The following is an 18,273-nucleotide window of genomic DNA, read 5'->3' as shown; positions in this document are numbered from 1 at the left end:
CGGGGGGCGCCGTCCGGACGGCGCACGGAGGGCAGGCCGCAAGGGCCTGCCCGGGGGGGAGGAACGGGTCATGAGAGTCAGCGTTTTCGGGCTCGGCTACGTGGGCTGCGTGTCGGCCGCGTGCCTGGCGAGCATGGGGCACGAGGTCATCGGGGTGGACGTGAACCAGGTGAAGGTCGACCTGGTCAACGACGGCAAGGCCCCGGTGGTCGAGGAGCGGATCGGCGAGCTCATCGCCGAGGTCGTGCGGACAGGGGCGTTACGCGCCACCGGTGACGTCCGCGAGGCGATCATGGGCAGCGAGGTGTCGCTGGTCTGCGTGGGCACGCCGTCGGAGCCCAACGGCAGCCTGTGCACCACGTACTTGGAGCGGGTCACCGAGCAGATCGGCGCCGCGCTGGCCGAGGGGGCCGAACAGGGGGGCCGGCACACCGTCGTGTTCCGCAGCACCATGCTCCCGGGCACCTGTCTGAACCTGCTGGTGCCGATCCTGGAGAAGTACGTCGGCGGCACGGCCGGGGTGGACATCGGGGTCGCGGTCAACCCGGAGTTCCTGCGCGAGGGCACGAGCGTGCGGGACTTCTTCGACCCGCCCAAGACCGTCATCGGCGAGCTCGACCCGGCGAGCGGCGACGCGGTGACGGCGCTGTACGAGGGCCTGCCCGGTGAGGTGTTCCGGGTGCCGGTCCCGACGGCCGAGGCGATCAAATACGCGGACAACGCGTTCCACGGCCTCAAGATCGGCTTCGCGAACGAGCTGGGCGCGGTGTGCCAGGCGCTCGGAGTGGACTCGCACCAGGTGATGGACGTGTTCCTGGCCGACCGCAAGCTGAACATCAGCCCCGCCTATCTGCGGCCCGGCTTCGCCTTCGGCGGCTCCTGCCTGCCCAAGGACCTGCGCAGCCTGGTCCACGCGGCGCAGCGGGCCGATGTCTCGGTGCCCATCCTCGCCCATGTGCTGCCCTCCAACTCCGAACATCTGCGGCGCGCGGTGGAGCTCGTCGAGCGCACCGGCAAGCGCCGGGTGGGCCTGTTCGGGCTGTCGTTCAAACCCGGCACCGACGACCTCCGCGAGAGCCCGCTCGTCGAACTGGCGGAGAGGCTCTTCGGCAAGGGTTACGACCTGAAGATCTACGACGCCAATGTGAGCCTCTCCCGGCTGCTCGGCGCCAACCGCGAGTACATCGAGACCCGGCTGCCGCACCTCTCGCAGCTGCTCGCGGACTCCGTCGGCGAGGTGCTCGAGCACGCCGAGGTGTGCCTGGTCGGGACCAGGGATCCGGACGTGCTGTCGGCGCTGCCCCATGGTGACGGCCCGGTGATCGTCGACCTCATCCGCCTTCCCGACGCCGAGGCGCGCCGGGCCGAACCGGGGTACATGGGCCTTGCTTGGTGATGCGTTCAGCGGTGACGGGTCGGGTCGGCGCGCGCTGATCCTGGTGGAGAACCTGTCGGTGCCGTTCGACCGGCGGGTGTGGCAGGAGTGCACGACGCTGCGCGACGCGGGCTGGGAGGTGCACGTCATCTGCCCCCGGGGGAGCAAGCGGGACACGGAGCCGGAGGCATTGATCGACGGGGTGCGGATCCACCGCTACCCGTTGCGCGCGGCCACCGGAGGACCGGCCGGCTACCTGCGGGAGTACGGATCGGCGCTGTGGCATACGGCCCGGCTGGCCCGGAAGGTGGGCCCGGTCGACGTGGTCCACGCCTGCAACCCGCCCGATCTGCTGTTCCTGCCGGCGCTGTGGCTCAAGCGGCGCGGGGCGCGGTTCGTCTTCGACCAGCACGACCTGGTGCCCGAGCTGTACCTCTCCCGGTTCGACCGCGGCGAGGATCTGCTCTACCGCGCCGTGTGCGCGCTGGAACGGCGCACCTACCGGGCCGCGGACGTCGTGCTCGCCACGAACGAGAGCTACCGGGACGTCGCGGTGCGCCGAGGCGGCAAGCGGCCGGAGGACGTCTTCGTGGTGCGCAGCGCGCCCCAGATCGACCGGTTCCAACCGGTGCCGCCCGAGCCGGAGTTGAAGCGCGGCAAGCCCCATCTGCTGTGCTACCTCGGCGTCATGGGCCCGCAGGACGGCGTCGACTACGCGCTGCGCGCCCTGGCGAAGCTGCGCGACGAGCTCGGGCGGACCGACTGGCACGCGGTGTTCGTCGGCTCCGGCGACGCCTTCGACGCGATGGTGGAGCTCTCCCGGCGGCTCGGCCTCACCGAGCGAGTGCGGTTCACCGGGCGCATTCCGGACGCCGACCTGGTGCGCTACCTGTCCACCGCGGACGTGTGCCTGTCGCCGGACCCGCGCAATCCGCTCAACGACGTGTCGACCATGAACAAGGTCCTGGAGTACATGGCGATGGGCCGGCCGATCGTCTCGTTCGACCTGAAGGAGGCGCGAGTCTCCGCCGGTGACGCCGCCGTCTACGCCCCCGCCAACGACGAGGCCGAGTTCGCGGGGCTCATCGCGCAGCTCCTCGACGATCCGGAGAGGCGGGCCCGGATGGGCAAGATCGGCCAGGAGCGGATCGGCGGGCCGCTCTCCTGGCGGAACTCGCAAGCCTCGCTGCTCGCCGCCTACGCGTCGGCGGGCGACCCGGGCCGGGCAGGGAAGAGGCCGCGCCGTTGAGCGATGACACGATACGCCTGGTCACGATCGGGCGGATGTTCCGTCGGCGGTGGCGGCTTCTCACCATCCTCGCCGTGGTGGGGGCGCTCGCCGGCTACGGCACCTCCCTGCTGATTCCGCCGCGCTACACGACATCGGCATCGGTACTGCTGCCGGGGGCGTGGGAGGAGCGCGAGCTGCTGACTCAGGCGGAGATCGCGACCAGTTCGGTGGTGGTCGACCGCGCGGCCGCCACGCTCGGCTGGACCGGGGTCAGCGGCAGCGAGCTGCGCGATCGGGTGAGCGCCAAGGCCGCGGACGGGAACATCATCGAGATCTCGGGTACGGCCGAAACCCCGGAGCGCGCGCAGCGCCTCTCCGACCAGGTGGCCCAGCAGTTCGTCACCTTCGCCGCGCGGCTCGCGGGCGACGACACCGACTCCGACGCCTCGGCCGGGCCCGAGACCCTGCGGAAGATGGTGGCGCAGACGAGCCGCCGCATCACCGAGCTGGCCGACGCGGCCGATCCGGGGCGGACCGTGGAGAGCGTCCAGGGCCGCACCGAGCTGGAGAAGCTGCGCATCGCGCTCCAGGAGGCCATGAAGAAGCTGGCCGAGGCCGACCCGGTGACCAGCAAATCCAACATGGTCGTCATGGGTCCCGCGGCCCGGCCGTCCGGCGAGGCACCGCCGACGAGGACGCAGCTCATCGTGGCGGGGGCGATGCTGTTCTTCCTGCTCGCGGTCATCGGCCATCTCACCGCCGCACGGATGAGCCGCCGACCGCGCACCGAACCGGAGATCGCCGCGGCGCTGGGCTCGACGCTGCTGGGCACCGTCGACGTACCTGGTGAACGGCGCGCGCACCGGCCGGAAGGCGGTGGCCCAAGGGCCCGGATCCGCCGGCTCCTCGGCGTCGACACCCGGTGGGACATGCCGCCCCCGCAGCGGTCCGGCGACGAGGCCAGCAGGCAAATCCGCTACCGGCGGGTGTGCGCCCGCCTCCGGGACCAGTTGGCGGCCCCCCGGCGGCTGCTGGTGGTCGTACCAGAAGGCGACGAGATCGGCCGCCGGGCCGCCGGGCAGCTCGTCGCCGAGGCCAAGGGTGATCCTTCCCCGACCTCTTCGAGCAGGGGACACCCCGTGCTGCGGGTGGTGGAGGTTTCGGTGGAACGGCCGATCGTGCCGGACCGCGACACCGAGTCCGGTGCCCTGGTCGTCCTCAGCGCGGGCAGCCGGACCGCGGAGGAGCTCGCCGGCATCGCCGAGGCGTGTGCGGACGCCGGGCATGAGGTCGTCGGCACCGTCGTCGCGGAAACCGTACGGGCCCGTCCGACGCGGACCGCCGACCGTCCCGCGGACGAGACCACTCTGGAGCTCGCGGTACGCGGCCACGCGACGGGAGGTTCGGCGTGACGAGCAAGACCGCGGAGTCGTCGGCCGCCACTCCGCTCCTTGACCTGCATGCGCTGGTGGTGGCGGTGCGCAGGCGCCGCCGCCTCTGGTGCTCCATGGCCCTGCTGGGGCTGCTGGGCGGCGTGGCGCTGGCGGTCCTGCTGCCGCCACCGCCGACCGCGGTGACCAAAGTGCTGGTCGCGCATCAGGAGGACCAACCGAACGACACCGGAACGCTGATCCGCACCGATGTCGCGCTGCTGGGGACCTCGCGGATCGCCGGGGAGGCCCTGCGGTCCCTCAAGTCCCCGGAGAAACCGGAAGACTTCATGGGGGACTACCAGGGCACCGGCCTGACCAACAACCTGCTACAGATCACCGTGACGGGCGACAGCGACGCGGAAGCGGCGGCGCGGGCCAAGGCGCTGGCCGACGCGTTCGTCGCGGACCATGTGAGGCGGATGCGGGAGACCGCGAAAGCCGAGTCCAAGGCCCTGCTCGACCAGCGTGACCGCGTACGGGCCGAACTCACCGAGGTCAACAAGGCGATCGGAGACCGATCGCCGGGCAGCGACCCGGAGGCGTCGGCGAGCACCGAGTCGCTCTTCGCCCGCCGGGCCGAGCTCAACTCGCGGATCGCCGACTTCGACCAGCGCGCCGCGGAGGCGCGCACCGGCACGCCCCGGATCATCGCCGGTACGCAGATCGTGGACGCCCCGCGCGCGGTGCCGCACTCCCTGCCCAAGGCCGCTGCCACCAACGCCGCGATCGGGCTCGTCCTCGGGCTCGCCCTCGGGCTCGCGGTGGCCGCGGTCGGCACGGTGGTGGCGGACCGCCCCGTGCTGCGCCGGGAGATCGCGGCGAACCTGGGCGCCTCGGTCATCGCGGAGCTGCCCCTCCGGTCGGGCAGGCCGTGGCGGCGCCGACGGATCCGGGCGGCACGGACAAGGCTCACCACGTCCCTGGCCCGCACCGTGCGCGACGCCGCGGAACCGGTGTCGCTGCTGGAACTGGGCTGTGCGCGCGGTACGAGCGTGATCGCCCTGGACCTCGCCAGGGCGATCGCGGCGGAGGAGCCAGTGGTCATCATCGATGGTCTGCCCGGCCCGCAGCTCGCGAGCCGCCGCCCGAAACCAGGAGACCCAACCGTGGTCAGCGGCGAGCAGGCCGCCGCCGTCTCACATCAGGAGCGCCGGATCGGCGTCGGCTCGGTCGCGCCCGGCACCGCGTGGACCGACCTCCAGTACCTCGGCACCCGGACCGTGCTCGTCGTGCGCGCCGGGCACGGCAGCGCCGCATGGCTGCACACCGTGGCGCGGCAGCTCGCGGACCAGCGCATCCCGGTGATCGGTGTGGTGCTGATCGACCCCGATCCGCGGGACCGGACCGACGGCACGCTGTGGGACGGGCTGCACATCGCGCTGCGGGGCCATGGCGAACGGCCGGCCCGGCGACACGGGATGGGCCAACTACGGACGGAGCGCTCGCCGATGTGGGCCGCGCGAGTCCCGGACAGCGACCAGGAGGCACGGTAGGACATGTGTGGTATCGCAGGCACCTACCGATGGCCGGACGGGAAGGCCGTGACCGACCGGCTCACCGATACCCTCGCCCACCGCGGTCCGGACGGGACGGGCCGGTACAGCCACCCCGCCGGTGACGGTGAAGTGCACCTCGGGCACCGCCGGCTGGCCATCATCGACCTGTCCGGGACCGGCGCCCAGCCGATGGTCTCGGACGGCCTCGTCCTGACGTACAACGGCGAGCTGTACAACGCGCCCGAGCTGCGCGCCGAACTGGCGGCCGCCGGGGTGCGGTTCCGCGGCACCTCCGACACCGAGGTGCTGCTGGAGGCCTGGCGGCGCTGGGGCACGGACTGTCTGTCCCGGCTGCGCGGCATGTTCGCGTTCGGGATCTTCGACGAGCGAACCGGCGATCTGGTGCTCGCCCGCGACCAGCTCGGCATCAAGCCGCTGTTCCTGCTCCGGCGCGGCGGGGGCCTGGTGTTCGCCTCCGAACTCAAGGCGCTCGCCGCCGTGACCGGTGGATCGCTGGAGGTGGACCATGCGGCGCTGGTGGCCTCGCTGCTGTACTACTGGGTGCCGGATTCGCGCTGCGCGTTCCGCGATGCGGAGAAGCTGCCACCGGGGAGCTGGCTGCGGTGCCGGCCCGACGGCCGGGTGGAGCGCGGCCGGTTCTGGAACCTCAGGGACGTCGCCGCCGAGGGCCGGGAGCGGGCCCGGAGCGGCGAGCGGCCGGACCTCGCCGCCATCGTCGAGGAGTCGACCCGGCGCCATCTGCTCTCCGACGTGCCCGTGGCGACCTTCCTCTCCGGCGGTCTCGACTCCAGCTACCTGACCGCGCTGGCGGCCCGCCACCAACCCGGGATCTCCGCCTACACGATCGGGTTCCGCGCCGAGGACGCCAGGTTCGAGGCGATGCCGGACGACCTGCGCTACGCCCGGCGGGTGGCCGAGCGGTTCGGCGTCGACCTGCATGAGATCGAGATCGCTCCGAACGTGCTCGACCTGCTGCCACGGATGACGTACCACCTGGACGAGCCGATCGGCGACCCCGCCGCGATCAACACGTTCCTGATCTGCTCGGCCGCCCGGGAGGCCGGGGTCAAGGTGATGCTCTCGGGGATGGGTGCCGACGAGCTGTTCGCCGGTTACCGCAAGCACCTGGCCAACCTGATCGCGCTGCGCTACCAGCGCGTCCCACGGCCCCTGCGGCGCGGGGTGGCCAGAGCCGTGGACCGGCTGCCGGTGGCCACGGCCCGCCGGGGGTACCGATCGGTGCGCTTCGCGAAGCGGTTCCTCTCCTTCGCCGATCTGCCGGAGGAGACCGCCTTCCGGCGCAGCTACACCATGTACGACCAGGACGAGCTGCTCGCACTGATCGATCCGGACCTGGCCGGGACGGTCGAGGACGTGCTGACCGAGCATGCGGATGTCTACCAGGACAACGACCTCGACGACTTCGTCAACCGCATGTGCCTGGGCGACGCCCGGATGTTCCTGCCGGGCCTGAACCTCGCGTACACGGACCGGTCGAGCATGGCCGCGTCGACCGAGGTACGGGTGCCGTACGTGGACGTCGAGGTGGTCGAGGCGGCGTTCGCCGTGCCCGGTGACCGCAAGATCGTCGGACGGCAGGGGAAGGTCGTCCTCAAGGAGGCGGCCACCTCGATCCTGCCCCGGGAGATCGTGTACCGGCCCAAGGGCCTGTTCAGCGCCCCGCTGCGGGCCTGGATGAGCCGGGATCTGGCACCGCTGGTGCGCGAGGTGGTGCACGACGGCGTGCTGGTCCGCTCCGGTTTCCTGCGCCGTGAGGCGCTGGCGCGGATGGTCGCCGAGGACGCCGCCGGGCAGCGGGACTTCTCCAAGCATCTGTGGCATGTGCTGACCCTCGAGTACTGGTATCGCGGCGCGACTTCTGGGGAGTTTGAGTGAAGCAGGTTGTGCAGAACTACAAGAGCGGCGAGCTGGCGCTGCTCGACGTGCCGGTGCCGGGGTGCAAGCCGGGCGGTGTGCTGGTCCGCAGCGCCTACTCGCTGATATCCACCGGGACCGAGCTCATGAAGGTGTCCGAGGCCGGCATGTCGATGGTGGGCAAGGCCCGCTCCCGGCCGGACCAGGTGGCCAAGGTCATGCAGAGCGTGGCCACCAACGGGGTGGGCGCCACCTACCGCAAGGTGATGGGCAAGCTGGACTCCTACACACCGCTCGGCTACTCGCTGTGCGGGGTGGTCGAGCAGGTCGGCGCCGGGATCGACGATGTGAAGGTCGGCGACCTCGTGGCCTGCGCGGGCAATGAACACGCGCTGCACGCCGAGCTGAACTGGGTGCCGAAGAACCTCTACGCCCCGGTGCCGGACGGCCTCGCGCCGCGGCACGCGGCCTTCGGCACCGTCGGGTCGATCGCGTTGCAGGGCGTCCGCCGCGGTGAGCCACAGCTCGGCGACGTGGCGCTGGTCATCGGCCTCGGGCTGATCGGGCAGCTGGTGGTGCAGCTCCTCGCCGCCTCGGGGGTCCGCGTCATCGGGGCCGACCCCGACCCGGTGCGCTGCGAGCTCGCCGCGCGCCTGGGTGCGGCGGCCTGCGGCGATCCCGCCTCCGCGGCCGTGGAGACCGCCGTCGCCGAACTCACCGGCGGCCTGGGCGTGGACCAGGTGTATCTGGCCGCCGGCGGCGGCAGCAACCAGCCCGTCGAGCTGGCCGCCCGGCTGAGCCGGGACCGCGGCCGGGTCGTCGACATCGGCAAGTGCCGCCTGGACCTGCCGTGGAACGCGTACTACGAGAAGGAACTCGACGTCCGGTTCTCCCGCAGTTACGGCCCCGGGCGCTATGACCCGGAGTACGAGCTCGAGGGGCGGGACTACCCGATCGGCTATGTGCGCTGGACCGAGCGCCGCAACCTGGCGTGTTTCCTCGATCTCCTCGCCCGCGGCAGCGTCGACGTGCATCCCCTGGTCTCCCACACGGCCGACTTCGACGACGCCGTCGAGACGTACCAGCGGCTGAAGGACGGCGATCTGAAAGCCGTGGCGGTGCTGTTCCGGTACCCCGACCACCCCGACCGGGCCGCGGAAACGGGGCCCCCGGAGGTGGCCGTGCCCGCGGTGCGACGCGGCGGCGGAGCGTCCACCCCGGCCCGGTACGCCAACGCGTCGGTGCGGCTGGCGTTCGTCGGTGCGGGAAACTACGCGTCGTCGATGCTGCTGCCGCACCTGGAACGGCGCGACGGCGTCGAGTTGGCCACGGTCGTCACCACTACGGCGCTGTCCGCGGCCAACGCGCAGCGGAAGTTCGGCTTCGCCGAGGCGACCACCGATCTCGACTCCGTGCTCGGCGACCCGTCCATCGACGCGGTGTTCGTGGTCACCCGCCACAGCTCGCACGCCGAACTGACCATGAGGGCACTGCGGGCCGGCAAGGCGGTGTTCGTCGAGAAGCCCCTGGCCCTCACCGAGGACGAGCTGGCCGGTGTGCTCGCGGCGGTGGAGGAGTCCGGCAACGACCGGCTTCAGGTGGGCTTCAACCGCCGGTTCGCGCCACTGCTCCAGGAGGCCAGAAAGCGGTTCGGCTCCCGGACCGGGCCGGGAAACCTCCGCTACCTGGTCAACGCGGGCCGCCTCGAGCACGGCAGCTGGTACCTCCAACAGGGCACCGAGGGCTCGCGGTTCGCCGGTGAGGGCGGACACTTCATCGACACGGCGAGCTGGCTGCTCGGGGCCGACCCGGTCTCGGCGTACGCGGTCGCCACCCCCGGCAACGAGGACCTCCAAGTCGTGCTGCGCTACCCGGACGGGTCCACCGCCACCATCGCCTACGTCACCACCGGCTCGCCGGGCTTCCCCAAGGAGACGCTGGACCTGATCGCGGACGGCAAGGTGCTGCGGCTCGACGACTTCGTCCGTGCCGCCGTGTACGACGGCCGCCGCGACCGGTGGGTCAGTTCGCGGCTGCCCAAGGCCCGGGACAAGGGCCAGTCCGCCGAGCTGGCCGCGTTCATCAAGGCCGTACGGACCGGCGGGCCGATGCCGGTGCCGCTGGAGTCGCTGGTCGCCACCACGGCGGCCACCCTCGCCGTGCGGGCCGGCCTGGCCGGCGGTGCGCCGGTGACGTTGGCGAGGGCGCGATGACCGTGAGCTCGGGGAGTCCGGGCTGGTACCTGCGGCGGCTGTCCCGGATGGGACCGCGGGAGGTCGGCGGCCGGGTGGGCGACGCGGTACGCAGGCGGCGGTGGCGGTCGGCGCCGCCGGACTGCCCCAGGGTGACCGGCGCCCGGTTCACCGCGGTACTGCCCGCGGGGACGATCGCCGCGGTGCCACCGGACGCCGCGAAACGCCTCATCGCCGAGGCGGACCGGCTGATGGCCGGGCACGCCGAGTACTTCGGGGTGGTCCGCCACGACCTGGCCGACCCGGACTGGTCGTACGACCCGAAGACCGGACGCCGGGCCCCGTGGGGCTACGCCTTCGACGTGCCGTACCGCGACGAGGACGCGGTCGGGGACATCAAGCAGATCTGGGAGCCGTCCCGGCACCAGTACCTCACCCAGCTCGCCGCCGCCTACGCGATCACCGGGGACGAGCGGTACGCCGAGCGGGTGGCCGAGCACCTGCGGTCGTGGTGGACGGCCAACGCGCCGCTGCGCGGAGTGCACTGGACCAGCGGTATCGAGCTGGGAATCCGGCTGCTGTCCTGGGTGTGGATCCGCCGGCTCCTCGACGGCTGGCCGGGCGCGGCCGGGCTGTTCGAGGGCAACCCGGTGGCGCTGAACCAGATCTGGCACCACCAGCGCTGGCTGGCCGCCTTCCCGAGCCGGGGCTCTTCGGCGAACAACCACGTCATCGCCGAGGCCGCCGGGCAGTACGCCGCGGCCTGCGCGTTCGGCTGGTTCCCCGCCTCGGCGCGCTGGCGGGCCGACGCACTGCGGTCGCTGGAGCGGCAGCTGCGAAGCAACACCTTCGGCTCCGGCCTCAACCGCGAACTGGCCACCGAATATCACGGACTGGTGCTGGAGCTCGGCCTGGCCGCGCTGGCCGAGGCGGACGCCGCGGGCAGGCCGGTCCCCGCGTCGATCCGGCTGGTGCTGCTGCGGATGACCGACGCGCTCGCGGCCATCGTGGACGGCCGGCTACGGCCGCCGCGCCAGGGCGACGCCGACGACGGGCACGGTCTGGTCGTGGACGGCGCGGGCACCGACCGCTGGGCCTCGCTGCTGGCCACCGGGGACGCCGTATTCGGCCGGCTCGCCTGGTGGCCGGCGGTGACCGGCACCGATGTGCGCACCCCGCTGCTGGCCGCGCTCATCAAACCCACTGAACCGTCGGTGCCCCGCCCGCCAAGCCGCCCGGCCCACTTCGCCGACGCGGGGCTCACCATCCTGCGCGGTCCGGAAGGGATCTGGTGCCGCTGCGACGGCGGTCCGCACGGCTTCCTGTCCATCGCCGCGCACGCCCACGCGGACGCGCTGTCCGTGGAGGTCCGGCACGACGGGGTCGACGTGCTCGCCGACCCGGGGACGTACTGCTACCACGGGCAGCCCGAGTGGCGGCGGTACTTCCGGTCGACCCTCGGCCACAACACCCTGCAATTGGACGGCGGTGACCAGTCCGTCTCCGGCGGCCCGTTCCTGTGGACCCGGCATGCCCGCAGCCGCGTCCTGGCCGCGGACACCTCCGGCGAGGGCGTGGCCCGCTGGTGCGCCGAGCACGACGGCTACCAGGGCTCGGTGCACCGCCGCCGGGTGGAGCTGACGGCCGCGGCCAGGGAGCTGAGGGTGGTCGACGAGGTGCGCGGCCCGCGCCGGGACGTGGCGCTGGCGTTCCACCTCGGCCCGGCGATCGCCGCGGACCTGGTGGACAACCGGGCACGGCTCACCTGGACCCGGGACGGCGAGGACCGCTCCGCGGTGCTCGACCTGCCCGGGCAGCTGTCCTGGCGGGCACATCGCGGCGAGACCGGACCGCCGCTGGGCTGGTACTCCGCCGGCTTCGGGCGCAAGGAACCCACCACCACACTCGTCGGCACCGGCTTCGCCGACGGCGCGCAGGGGTTCACCACCGTACTCAGGTTCCGCGGCAAGACGCCCCCTAGGGGGGACGCGTGGTGATCAAGTGGCGGAACTGGGCGTTACCGGTGGCGGCGCTCGTACTGCTGGCGTTGACCGGCTGTGAGAGCACGCCCGGCAGCCCGGCGGCGGAGCCGACCGCCGCGCCGTCCATGTCCGCGGCCCGGTCCGTGGCCCGGGTGTGCGCCAAGCCCGCGGCCGGGCCGGCGAAGGCGCCCGCGGGCGCGGTGACGGTCGACCCCGCGGTGGTCGGTGACCTGGCGGCGAAGACCAAGAGCAACCCCCCGAACACCACGTTCTGGCTTCGGCCGGGCAAGCACAGGCTCGACCCGGAACGCTATGCCCAGGTCATCCCCAAGGAGGGGAACCGCTACCTCGGCGCGCCCGGCGCGGTGCTCGACGGACGGAAGAAGAACCAGTACGCGTTCGGCGGCACCGCCCGCGACGTCACCATCCGCTACCTGACCGTGCGACGTTTCGTGGCGCCGCCGGACGAGGGCGTGGTCAACCATGACTCGGCCGACGGATGGGTGATCGAGCACGCGACGATCCAGGACAACTCCGGCGCCGGGCTGATGGCCGGCGCCCGCCAGCGAGTCCGTGCCAGCTGTCTGCGCGACAACGGCCAGTACGGCATGAACGCGTACAAGGCCAAGGGCCGTATCGGCGGCCTGGTGGTCGAGGGCAACGAGATCGTGGGCAACAACACCGGCGACTGGGAGCGGCGGCGGAAGGGCTGCGGCTGCACCGGAGGCATCAAGTTCTGGGCCGTCAACCGCGCCGACATACGCGGCAATTGGGTGCACGACAACCGTGGAACCGGGCTGTGGGCGGACACCAACAACAACGACTTCCGCATCGAGAGCAATGTGCTCGAGGACAACGACGGGGCCGCCCTGATCTACGAGACCAGCTATAACGCGGTCATCCGGAAGAACACGATCCGGCGGAACAACTGGGTCGAGGGCCGCAGGGAAGCCGACCGCGGCGACAACTTCCCGTACCCGACCGTCTACGTGTCCGAGTCCGGTGGCGAACCACGGATCAAGGCCCGCACGGACAAGATCGAGATCTACCGGAACGTGCTGGAGAACAACTGGTCCGGGATCACCCTGTGGGAAAACGCCGACCGGTTCTGCAACAGCCCGGCCAACACCTCGTCCGGTGACTGCACCTTGCTGGTCCGGAACACCGACCGCTGCGCGAAACCGGCGATCGGCAAGCCACCGCTCTACGCCGACTGCCGGTGGAAGACCCAGCGGGTGGACATCCACGACAACCGCTTCGTGCTGGACACGTCCGTCGTCAAGTGCACGGTGAAGTGCGACCGAATGGCGGTGCTGGCCAACTACGGCACCTATCCGGACTGGTCCCCGTACCAGGGCGAAGGGGTGGCCGAGGCGATCACCCACAAGCAGCACAACCGCTGGCACGACAACGTCTACCTCGGACCATGGATGTTCGTCGCCTACGACCCGAGCCGGGTGCTCGACTTCGGGCAGTGGCAGAGCACGCCGTACCAGCAGGACGCGGGCAGCACCTTCCGCGCACGGGACGGCGGCTGAGATGGGCGGGGGTCACACACCGAAGATCGTCGGGACGGTCTGGGGGCTGCTGGTCCTCAACACCCTCGGCTCCGCCGGGGCGAAGACCATCGTCCCGCTGCCCCGCTCCCTCATCCAGATGGTCACCATGGGCGCGCTGGTCGCCGCGTTCACGCTGGCGCTCGTGGTCAATCTCCGGCTGCGCGTCCGCGCCAGTGCGTATGTCTTCCTGCTCACCCTGCTGCTGGTGACGAGCGTGATCTCCAGCGCGCACCTGGAGTCCGGGTTCGGCGCGCTGTTCCGCTGCTTCCGGCTGACCCTCTTCGTCGGCACGCTCTGGCTGCTCAGCCGCTGGTGGGACGGCAGCCTGACGTTCGTCCGGCACCACATCCGGATGTACTTCGCGGTGCTCGGGTCGGTGGCCGTCGGCCTGGTCGTCTCCCCGGGCGCGGCCCTGCCCGGCCTCTACGGCGGGCGGCTGGTCGGCGCGCTGTGGCCGCTCACCCCGCCGCAGATCGGACAGTACGCCGCGGTGATCATCGGGCTCACCGTGCTGCTCGTACTGGGCCGCCGGACCGACAGGGTGAGCGCGGCGGTGGTCATCGTGCCGTCACTCGTCCTGCTCGCGCTGACCCACACCCGGACGGCCACGCTCGGCCTGTTCCTCGGCCTGGCGTTGGCGATCGGCTCGCTCCTCCTCACCAGCGCCGCGGCCCGCCGCTTCTTCACCTGGGCGGTGCTGTGCGCCACGGTGGCCGCGGTGGGGTTCGCCTCCCTGCTCCAGGCGTGGTTCCTGCGCGGACAGAGCAAGGAGAACTTCTCCAGCCTCACCGGGCGGGCCAAGGTGTGGGACGCCCTGCTGGCCGCGCCACGGACGACCGGGGAGAAGTGGTTCGGCGTGGGCCTTGGCGACAAGTCGTTCGGCGGGCTGCCGATCGACAACAGCTGGCTGGCCGTCTACAACGAGCAGGGTCTGGCCGGTGTCACCCTTGTCGCGGCGATCATCCTCGTGCTGGGCGGCGTCGCGTTGCTGCGGCCACCGTCGCTGGAGAGGGCCTGCGCGATCTTCCTGATCAGCTACTGCGCGATCGCGTCGTACACCGAGGCCGGCCTTGGCGACGCCTCGCCGTATCTGCTGCATCTGGCCCTGGCCGCCACGCTGCTGGCGGCACCTGCCGCGGCCGCTCCTCTCGCGATGCCCGAGGCCCCTCGACGGCACATTCCGCGCTGGGCCCGGCGATCGGAGGTTCTTTGAGCATGCACGTCCTCGTGGTGCACAACCGCTACGCCTCGGCGCAGCCGAGCGGGGAGAACAAGGTCGTCGACCAGGAGGTGGCGCTGCTGCGCGCGGCCGGCCACCGGGTCGGGGTGTTCGAGCGGCGCAGCGACGACATCGCCGCCCGGTCCCTCCTCGGCAAGGCCGCGGTGCCGCTCCTCGTGCCGTGGAACCCGGCGGTCCGCGCGGAGCTCGCCACCCGGCTGCGCACCGAGCGGCCGGACGTGGTCCACGTCCACAACGTCTTCCCGCTCCTGTCGCCCGCCGTGCTCGCCGCCTGCGCCGACGCCGGTGTGCCCGCCGTCGCCACGCTGCACAACTACACCCAGGTCTGTCCGCCCGGCACGCTCCAGCGGGACGGGAGGCCGTGCGCCGAGTGCGTCGGCTCCGCACCACTGCCCGCCGTCCGGCACGGCTGCTACCGCGGCTCCCGCCTCGCGACGGTGCCGCTCGCGGTCAGCCTTTCGGTCAACCGGCGGCGTTGGTGGTCCGGCGTGGAGCGGTTCTTCTGCATCTCCGCGGCGCAGCGCGACGTCCTGGTGGGGGCCGGCATGCCGGCCGAGCGGCTGGTGGTGAAGCACAACTTCGTGCCCGACCCGGGCGCCCGCCGAGAAGGCGGGGGAGAGCATCTGCTCTGTCTCGGCCGGCTCGCGGAGGCCAAGGGCATACGGCTGCTCATGGCCGCGTGGGACGAGATCGCGGCGAGCGGCGGTGTGGGCGTACCGCTCGTGATCGCGGGCGCGGGGCCACTGGAGCGGGAGGTGACCGCCTGGGCGGCGGGCCGGGACGACGTGGCCTTCGTCGGCCTGCTGGACCCGGCGGAGTGCGCCAAGGCCATCGCGCGCTCGGTCGCCGTGGTGGCCCCCTCGACCTGGCTGGAGGCGTTCGGCCTGGTGGTCGTGGAGGCGATGGCGGCCGGGGTCCCGGTCGTCGCCGCCGGTCACGGCGCCTTCGTCGAACTCGTGGAGGACGGCGTGACCGGGCTGCTGCACCGGCCCGGCGAGCCCGCCTCGCTCGCGTCCCGGATGCGCCGGATCGCGGCCGAGCCGGACCGCAACCAGGAGATGGGGCAGGCCGCGCGGCGCCGGTACGAGCAGGGGTTCAGCCCCGCCGTCGGGCTGGCGCGCCTGGAGGAGGAGTACCGCACCGCGATCGCGGGGCGGTCGGAATCAATGGGGGACGGAATCAATGGGGGGCAGTAGATGACACGATGCCGACTCTGCGGCTCGGCGACGCTGGCGAGCGTCGTCGATCTCGGGGCGACACCACCGTGCGAGAGCTTTCTCGCCGCGGACCAACTGGACCAGCCGGAGCCCGCGTACCCGCTGCACCTGCGGGTCTGCACCGAATGCTGGCTCGCGCAGATCCCGCCGCTGATCACACCGGAGGAGACGTTCAAGGAGTACGCGTACTTCTCCTCGTACTCGACCTCCTGGGTGGAGCACGCGCGCACCTACGTCGCCGAGGCCGCGGACCGGGTGGGGCTGGGGCCCGATGCCTTCGTGGTCGAGGTCGCGAGCAACGACGGATACCTGCTGAAGCACGTGGTGGACCGGGGGATCCGCTGCCTGGGGATCGAGCCGTCGGTGAACGTCGGCGCCGCGGCCCGTGAGGCGGGTGTGCCCACGCTCACGGAGTTCCTGAGCCCGGAAACCGGCGAGGCCGTACGCGCCGAGCACGGCCCGGCGGACCTGGTGGTGGCGAACAACGTGTACGCGCACATCCCCGACGTGATCGGCTTCACGCGGGGGCTGCGCGCCCTGGTCGCCGACGACGGCTGGGTCTCCATCGAGGTGCAGCACCTGCTGACCCTGATCGAGGAGAACCAGTACGACACGATCTACCACGAGCACTTCCAGTACTACACGGTCGCCTCAGCGACCCGGGCGCTGGCGAGCGGCGGACTCGCGCTCGTGGACGTCGAGCTGCTGCCCACGCACGGCGGCTCCATCCGGCTGTGGGCCCGGCCGGTGGAGGTGGCTGGTGAGCCGAGGCCGCAGGTCGCCGCCGTCCTTGACCGGGAGAAGGCCGCGGGCCTCCAGGAGCTGTCCGGCTACACCGAGTTCGGTGGCCGGGTGGCCAAGGTGCGCCGGGATCTGCTGCGGTTCCTCATCGAGGCGGCCGAGCGCGGCGAGACGGTCGTCGGCTACGGCGCCCCTGGCAAGGGCAACACCCTGCTCAACCACTGCGGCATCCGGCCCGACCTGCTCGCGTACACGGTCGACCGCAACCCCTACAAGCACGGCAGGTTCACCCCGGGCACCCGCGTCCCGATCCTGCCGCCCGAGCGGATAGCCGCCGACAAACCGGACTACGTGCTCGTCCTCCCGTGGAACCTGCGGGCCGAACTGGTCGAGCAGCTGTCCTTCGTACACGACTGGGGCGGCCGACTGGTCTTTCCCATCCCGGAACTGAGCATTGTCGAGGTCAAGGCATGAAGGTCGTTCTGTTCTGCGGCGGTTACGGGATGCGGATGCGGAGCGGTGCCGCGGACGATGTGCCCAAGCCGATGGCGATGGTCGGCCCCAGGCCGCTGATCTGGCACGTCATGCGCTACTACGCGCACTTCGGGCACACGGAGTTCATCCTGTGCCTCGGCTACGGGGCGCACCACATCAAGGACTTCTTCCTCAACTACGAGGAGACCACGTCCAACGACTTCGTGCTGCGCGGTGGGCGGACCGAGCTGCTGTCCACCGACATCTCGGACTGGACGATCACGTTCGCGCAGACCGGCGTCGAGTCGCCGATCGGGGAGCGGCTGCGCCGGGTGCGCCACCACTTGGACGGCGACGAGATGTTCCTCGCCAACTACGCCGACGTGCTCACCGACGCCCCGCTGCCGGAGATGATCGACCGCTTCGCCGCGCGCGACGCCGGTGCGTCGATGATGGTGGTGCCGCCGCAGTCCTCGTTCCACTGCGTGGACCTGGGCGATGACGGCCTGGTGGGCGGTATCACCGCGGTGAGCGAACTGCCACTGTGGGAGAACGGCGGCTACTTCGTGCTCCGCCAGGAGATCTTCGACCACATCCCGGAGAACGGGGACCTGGTCGCCGACGGATGCGCCCAACTGGCCAAGCACGGACGGCTGGTGGCGCACCAGCACCGCGGCTTCTGGAAGCCGACCGACACCGTGAAGGAGCGGGCCGCGCTCGACGCCGCCTACGCCCGGGGCGACCGCCCCTGGGCCGTATGGGAACGAGACGGCGCGGGGGCGAGCGCGTGATCCGTCTCCACACCGGGCGCCTGGACCGGATCGTCGCCATGGGCGCGCACTGCGACGACATCGCCATCGGCGCGGGCGGCACGCTGCTGACGCTGTGCCACGCGCGGCCGGGCGTCCGCGTCGACGCGCTGGTGCTCACCGGCGGTGGCAGCGAGCGGGAGCAGGAGGAGGCGGCCGCGCTCGCCGCCTTCTGCCCGGACGCCGACCTGCGGCTGACCGTCCACAAGCTCCCCGACGGCCGGCTGCCCGCCCACTGGGAAGAGGCCAAGGCCGCGGTCGAGGAACTGCGCGCGCGCACCGAGCCGGATCTGGTGCTGGCGCCGCGCACCGATGACGCGCACCAGGATCACCGCGGCCTGGCGCGGCTGATACCCACCGCCTTCCGCGACCACCTCGTGCTCGGCTACGAGATCGTCAAGTGGGACGGCGACCTCGGCCGCCTCGCGGCCTACCAGCCACTCTCGCCGGAGATCGCCGAAGCGAAGGTGCGGATGCTTCAGGAGCACTACCCCTCGCAGCGGCACCGGCCCTGGTACGACCGGGAGGCCTTCCTCGGCCTCGCGCGGATCCGCGGCATCGAATGCCACGAGCGATACGCCGAAGCGTTCGCCGTCACCAAACTCACGCTCAACCTGGGGGGTTGAAC

Annotated in this window: 13 protein-coding genes; all 13 read left to right on the top strand. The window is 71.8% G+C overall.

Features of this window, described 5'->3' with window-relative positions:
- Positions 1-70 precede the first annotated feature (70 nt).
- Genes ACJX2R_RS10125 through ACJX2R_RS10065 form a run of 13 tightly spaced genes read left to right on the top strand, consistent with a single transcriptional unit; the run spans position 71 to position 18,271 of the window.
- The gene (locus tag ACJX2R_RS10125) at positions 71-1,396 is read left to right on the top strand and encodes a nucleotide sugar dehydrogenase (protein ID WP_413099784.1); all 1,326 of its coding nucleotides are present in this window, start codon (positions 71-73) and stop codon (positions 1,394-1,396) included.
- The gene (locus ACJX2R_RS10120) at positions 1,386-2,624 is read left to right on the top strand and encodes a glycosyltransferase family 4 protein (RefSeq protein WP_413099783.1); all 1,239 of its coding nucleotides are present in this window, start codon (positions 1,386-1,388) and stop codon (positions 2,622-2,624) included. Before ACJX2R_RS10125 ends, ACJX2R_RS10120 begins: the two co-directional genes overlap by 11 nt.
- Positions 2,621-4,018 (top strand): Wzz/FepE/Etk N-terminal domain-containing protein, encoded by a 1,398-nt coding sequence (locus tag ACJX2R_RS10115; protein WP_413099782.1) that lies wholly within the window; start codon positions 2,621-2,623, stop codon positions 4,016-4,018. The genes ACJX2R_RS10120 and ACJX2R_RS10115 overlap by 4 nt, the downstream gene beginning before the upstream one ends.
- Complete coding sequence (locus ACJX2R_RS10110) at positions 4,015-5,532, top strand: Wzz/FepE/Etk N-terminal domain-containing protein (protein ID WP_413099781.1); 1,518 nt, start codon at positions 4,015-4,017, stop codon at positions 5,530-5,532. Before ACJX2R_RS10115 ends, ACJX2R_RS10110 begins: the two co-directional genes overlap by 4 nt.
- A 3-nt stretch (positions 5,533-5,535) precedes the next feature.
- Positions 5,536-7,452, top strand: a complete 1,917-nt coding sequence (asnB, locus tag ACJX2R_RS10105) for an asparagine synthase (glutamine-hydrolyzing) (protein WP_413099780.1) — start codon at positions 5,536-5,538, stop codon at positions 7,450-7,452.
- Positions 7,449-9,644 (top strand): bi-domain-containing oxidoreductase, encoded by a 2,196-nt coding sequence (locus ACJX2R_RS10100; protein WP_413099779.1) that lies wholly within the window; start codon positions 7,449-7,451, stop codon positions 9,642-9,644. The genes asnB and ACJX2R_RS10100 overlap by 4 nt, the downstream gene beginning before the upstream one ends.
- Positions 9,641-11,620, top strand: a complete 1,980-nt coding sequence (locus ACJX2R_RS10095; RefSeq protein WP_413099778.1) for an alginate lyase family protein — start codon at positions 9,641-9,643, stop codon at positions 11,618-11,620. The genes ACJX2R_RS10100 and ACJX2R_RS10095 overlap by 4 nt, the downstream gene beginning before the upstream one ends.
- Positions 11,614-13,143 (top strand): right-handed parallel beta-helix repeat-containing protein, encoded by a 1,530-nt coding sequence (locus tag ACJX2R_RS10090; protein WP_413099777.1) that lies wholly within the window; start codon positions 11,614-11,616, stop codon positions 13,141-13,143. The genes ACJX2R_RS10095 and ACJX2R_RS10090 overlap by 7 nt, the downstream gene beginning before the upstream one ends.
- 1 nt (position 13,144) lies before the next feature.
- A complete protein-coding gene (locus ACJX2R_RS10085; RefSeq protein ID WP_413099776.1) occupies positions 13,145-14,377 on the top strand; it encodes an O-antigen ligase domain-containing protein in 1,233 nt (410 codons plus the stop codon).
- A 2-nt stretch (positions 14,378-14,379) separates the two neighbouring features.
- Positions 14,380-15,600 (top strand): glycosyltransferase, encoded by a 1,221-nt coding sequence (locus tag ACJX2R_RS10080; protein ID WP_413099775.1) that lies wholly within the window; start codon positions 14,380-14,382, stop codon positions 15,598-15,600.
- Positions 15,601-16,836 carry a class I SAM-dependent methyltransferase gene (locus tag ACJX2R_RS10075; protein WP_413099774.1) on the top strand — a complete coding sequence of 412 codons (1,236 nt, stop codon included), beginning with the start codon at positions 15,601-15,603 and terminating at the stop codon, positions 16,834-16,836.
- Entirely contained in the window at positions 16,833-17,627 is a 795-nt protein-coding gene (locus tag ACJX2R_RS10070; protein WP_262705740.1) for a glucose-1-phosphate cytidylyltransferase, read from the top strand. The genes ACJX2R_RS10075 and ACJX2R_RS10070 overlap by 4 nt, the downstream gene beginning before the upstream one ends.
- Complete coding sequence (locus tag ACJX2R_RS10065; RefSeq protein WP_413099773.1) at positions 17,624-18,271, top strand: PIG-L deacetylase family protein; 648 nt, start codon at positions 17,624-17,626, stop codon at positions 18,269-18,271. Before ACJX2R_RS10070 ends, ACJX2R_RS10065 begins: the two co-directional genes overlap by 4 nt.
- Positions 18,272-18,273: the final 2 nt, after the last annotated feature.

The organism is Streptomyces sp. Inha503 (assembly GCF_047215865.1).
Taxonomy (GTDB): Bacteria; Actinomycetota; Actinomycetes; order Streptomycetales; family Streptomycetaceae; genus Streptomyces; species Streptomyces lycopersici.
Note: the sequence above shows the minus strand (reverse complement) of the source record. Positions and strands in the feature narration are given on the sequence as shown.

Excerpts from the sequence above, each read along its gene's own strand:
- ACJX2R_RS10125 (WP_413099784.1), top strand. The coding sequence starts at position 71 with ATGAGAGTCAGCGTTTTCGGGCTCGGCTACGTGGGCTGCGTGTCGGCC.
- asnB (WP_413099780.1), top strand. The coding sequence starts at position 5,536 with ATGTGTGGTATCGCAGGCACCTACCGATGGCCGGACGGGAAGGCCGTG.
- ACJX2R_RS10095 (WP_413099778.1), top strand. The coding sequence starts at position 9,641 with ATGACCGTGAGCTCGGGGAGTCCGGGCTGGTACCTGCGGCGGCTGTCC.
- ACJX2R_RS10085 (WP_413099776.1), top strand. The coding sequence starts at position 13,145 with ATGGGCGGGGGTCACACACCGAAGATCGTCGGGACGGTCTGGGGGCTG.
- ACJX2R_RS10080 (WP_413099775.1), top strand. The coding sequence starts at position 14,380 with ATGCACGTCCTCGTGGTGCACAACCGCTACGCCTCGGCGCAGCCGAGC.
- ACJX2R_RS10075 (WP_413099774.1), top strand. The coding sequence starts at position 15,601 with ATGACACGATGCCGACTCTGCGGCTCGGCGACGCTGGCGAGCGTCGTC.
- ACJX2R_RS10070 (WP_262705740.1), top strand. The coding sequence starts at position 16,833 with ATGAAGGTCGTTCTGTTCTGCGGCGGTTACGGGATGCGGATGCGGAGC.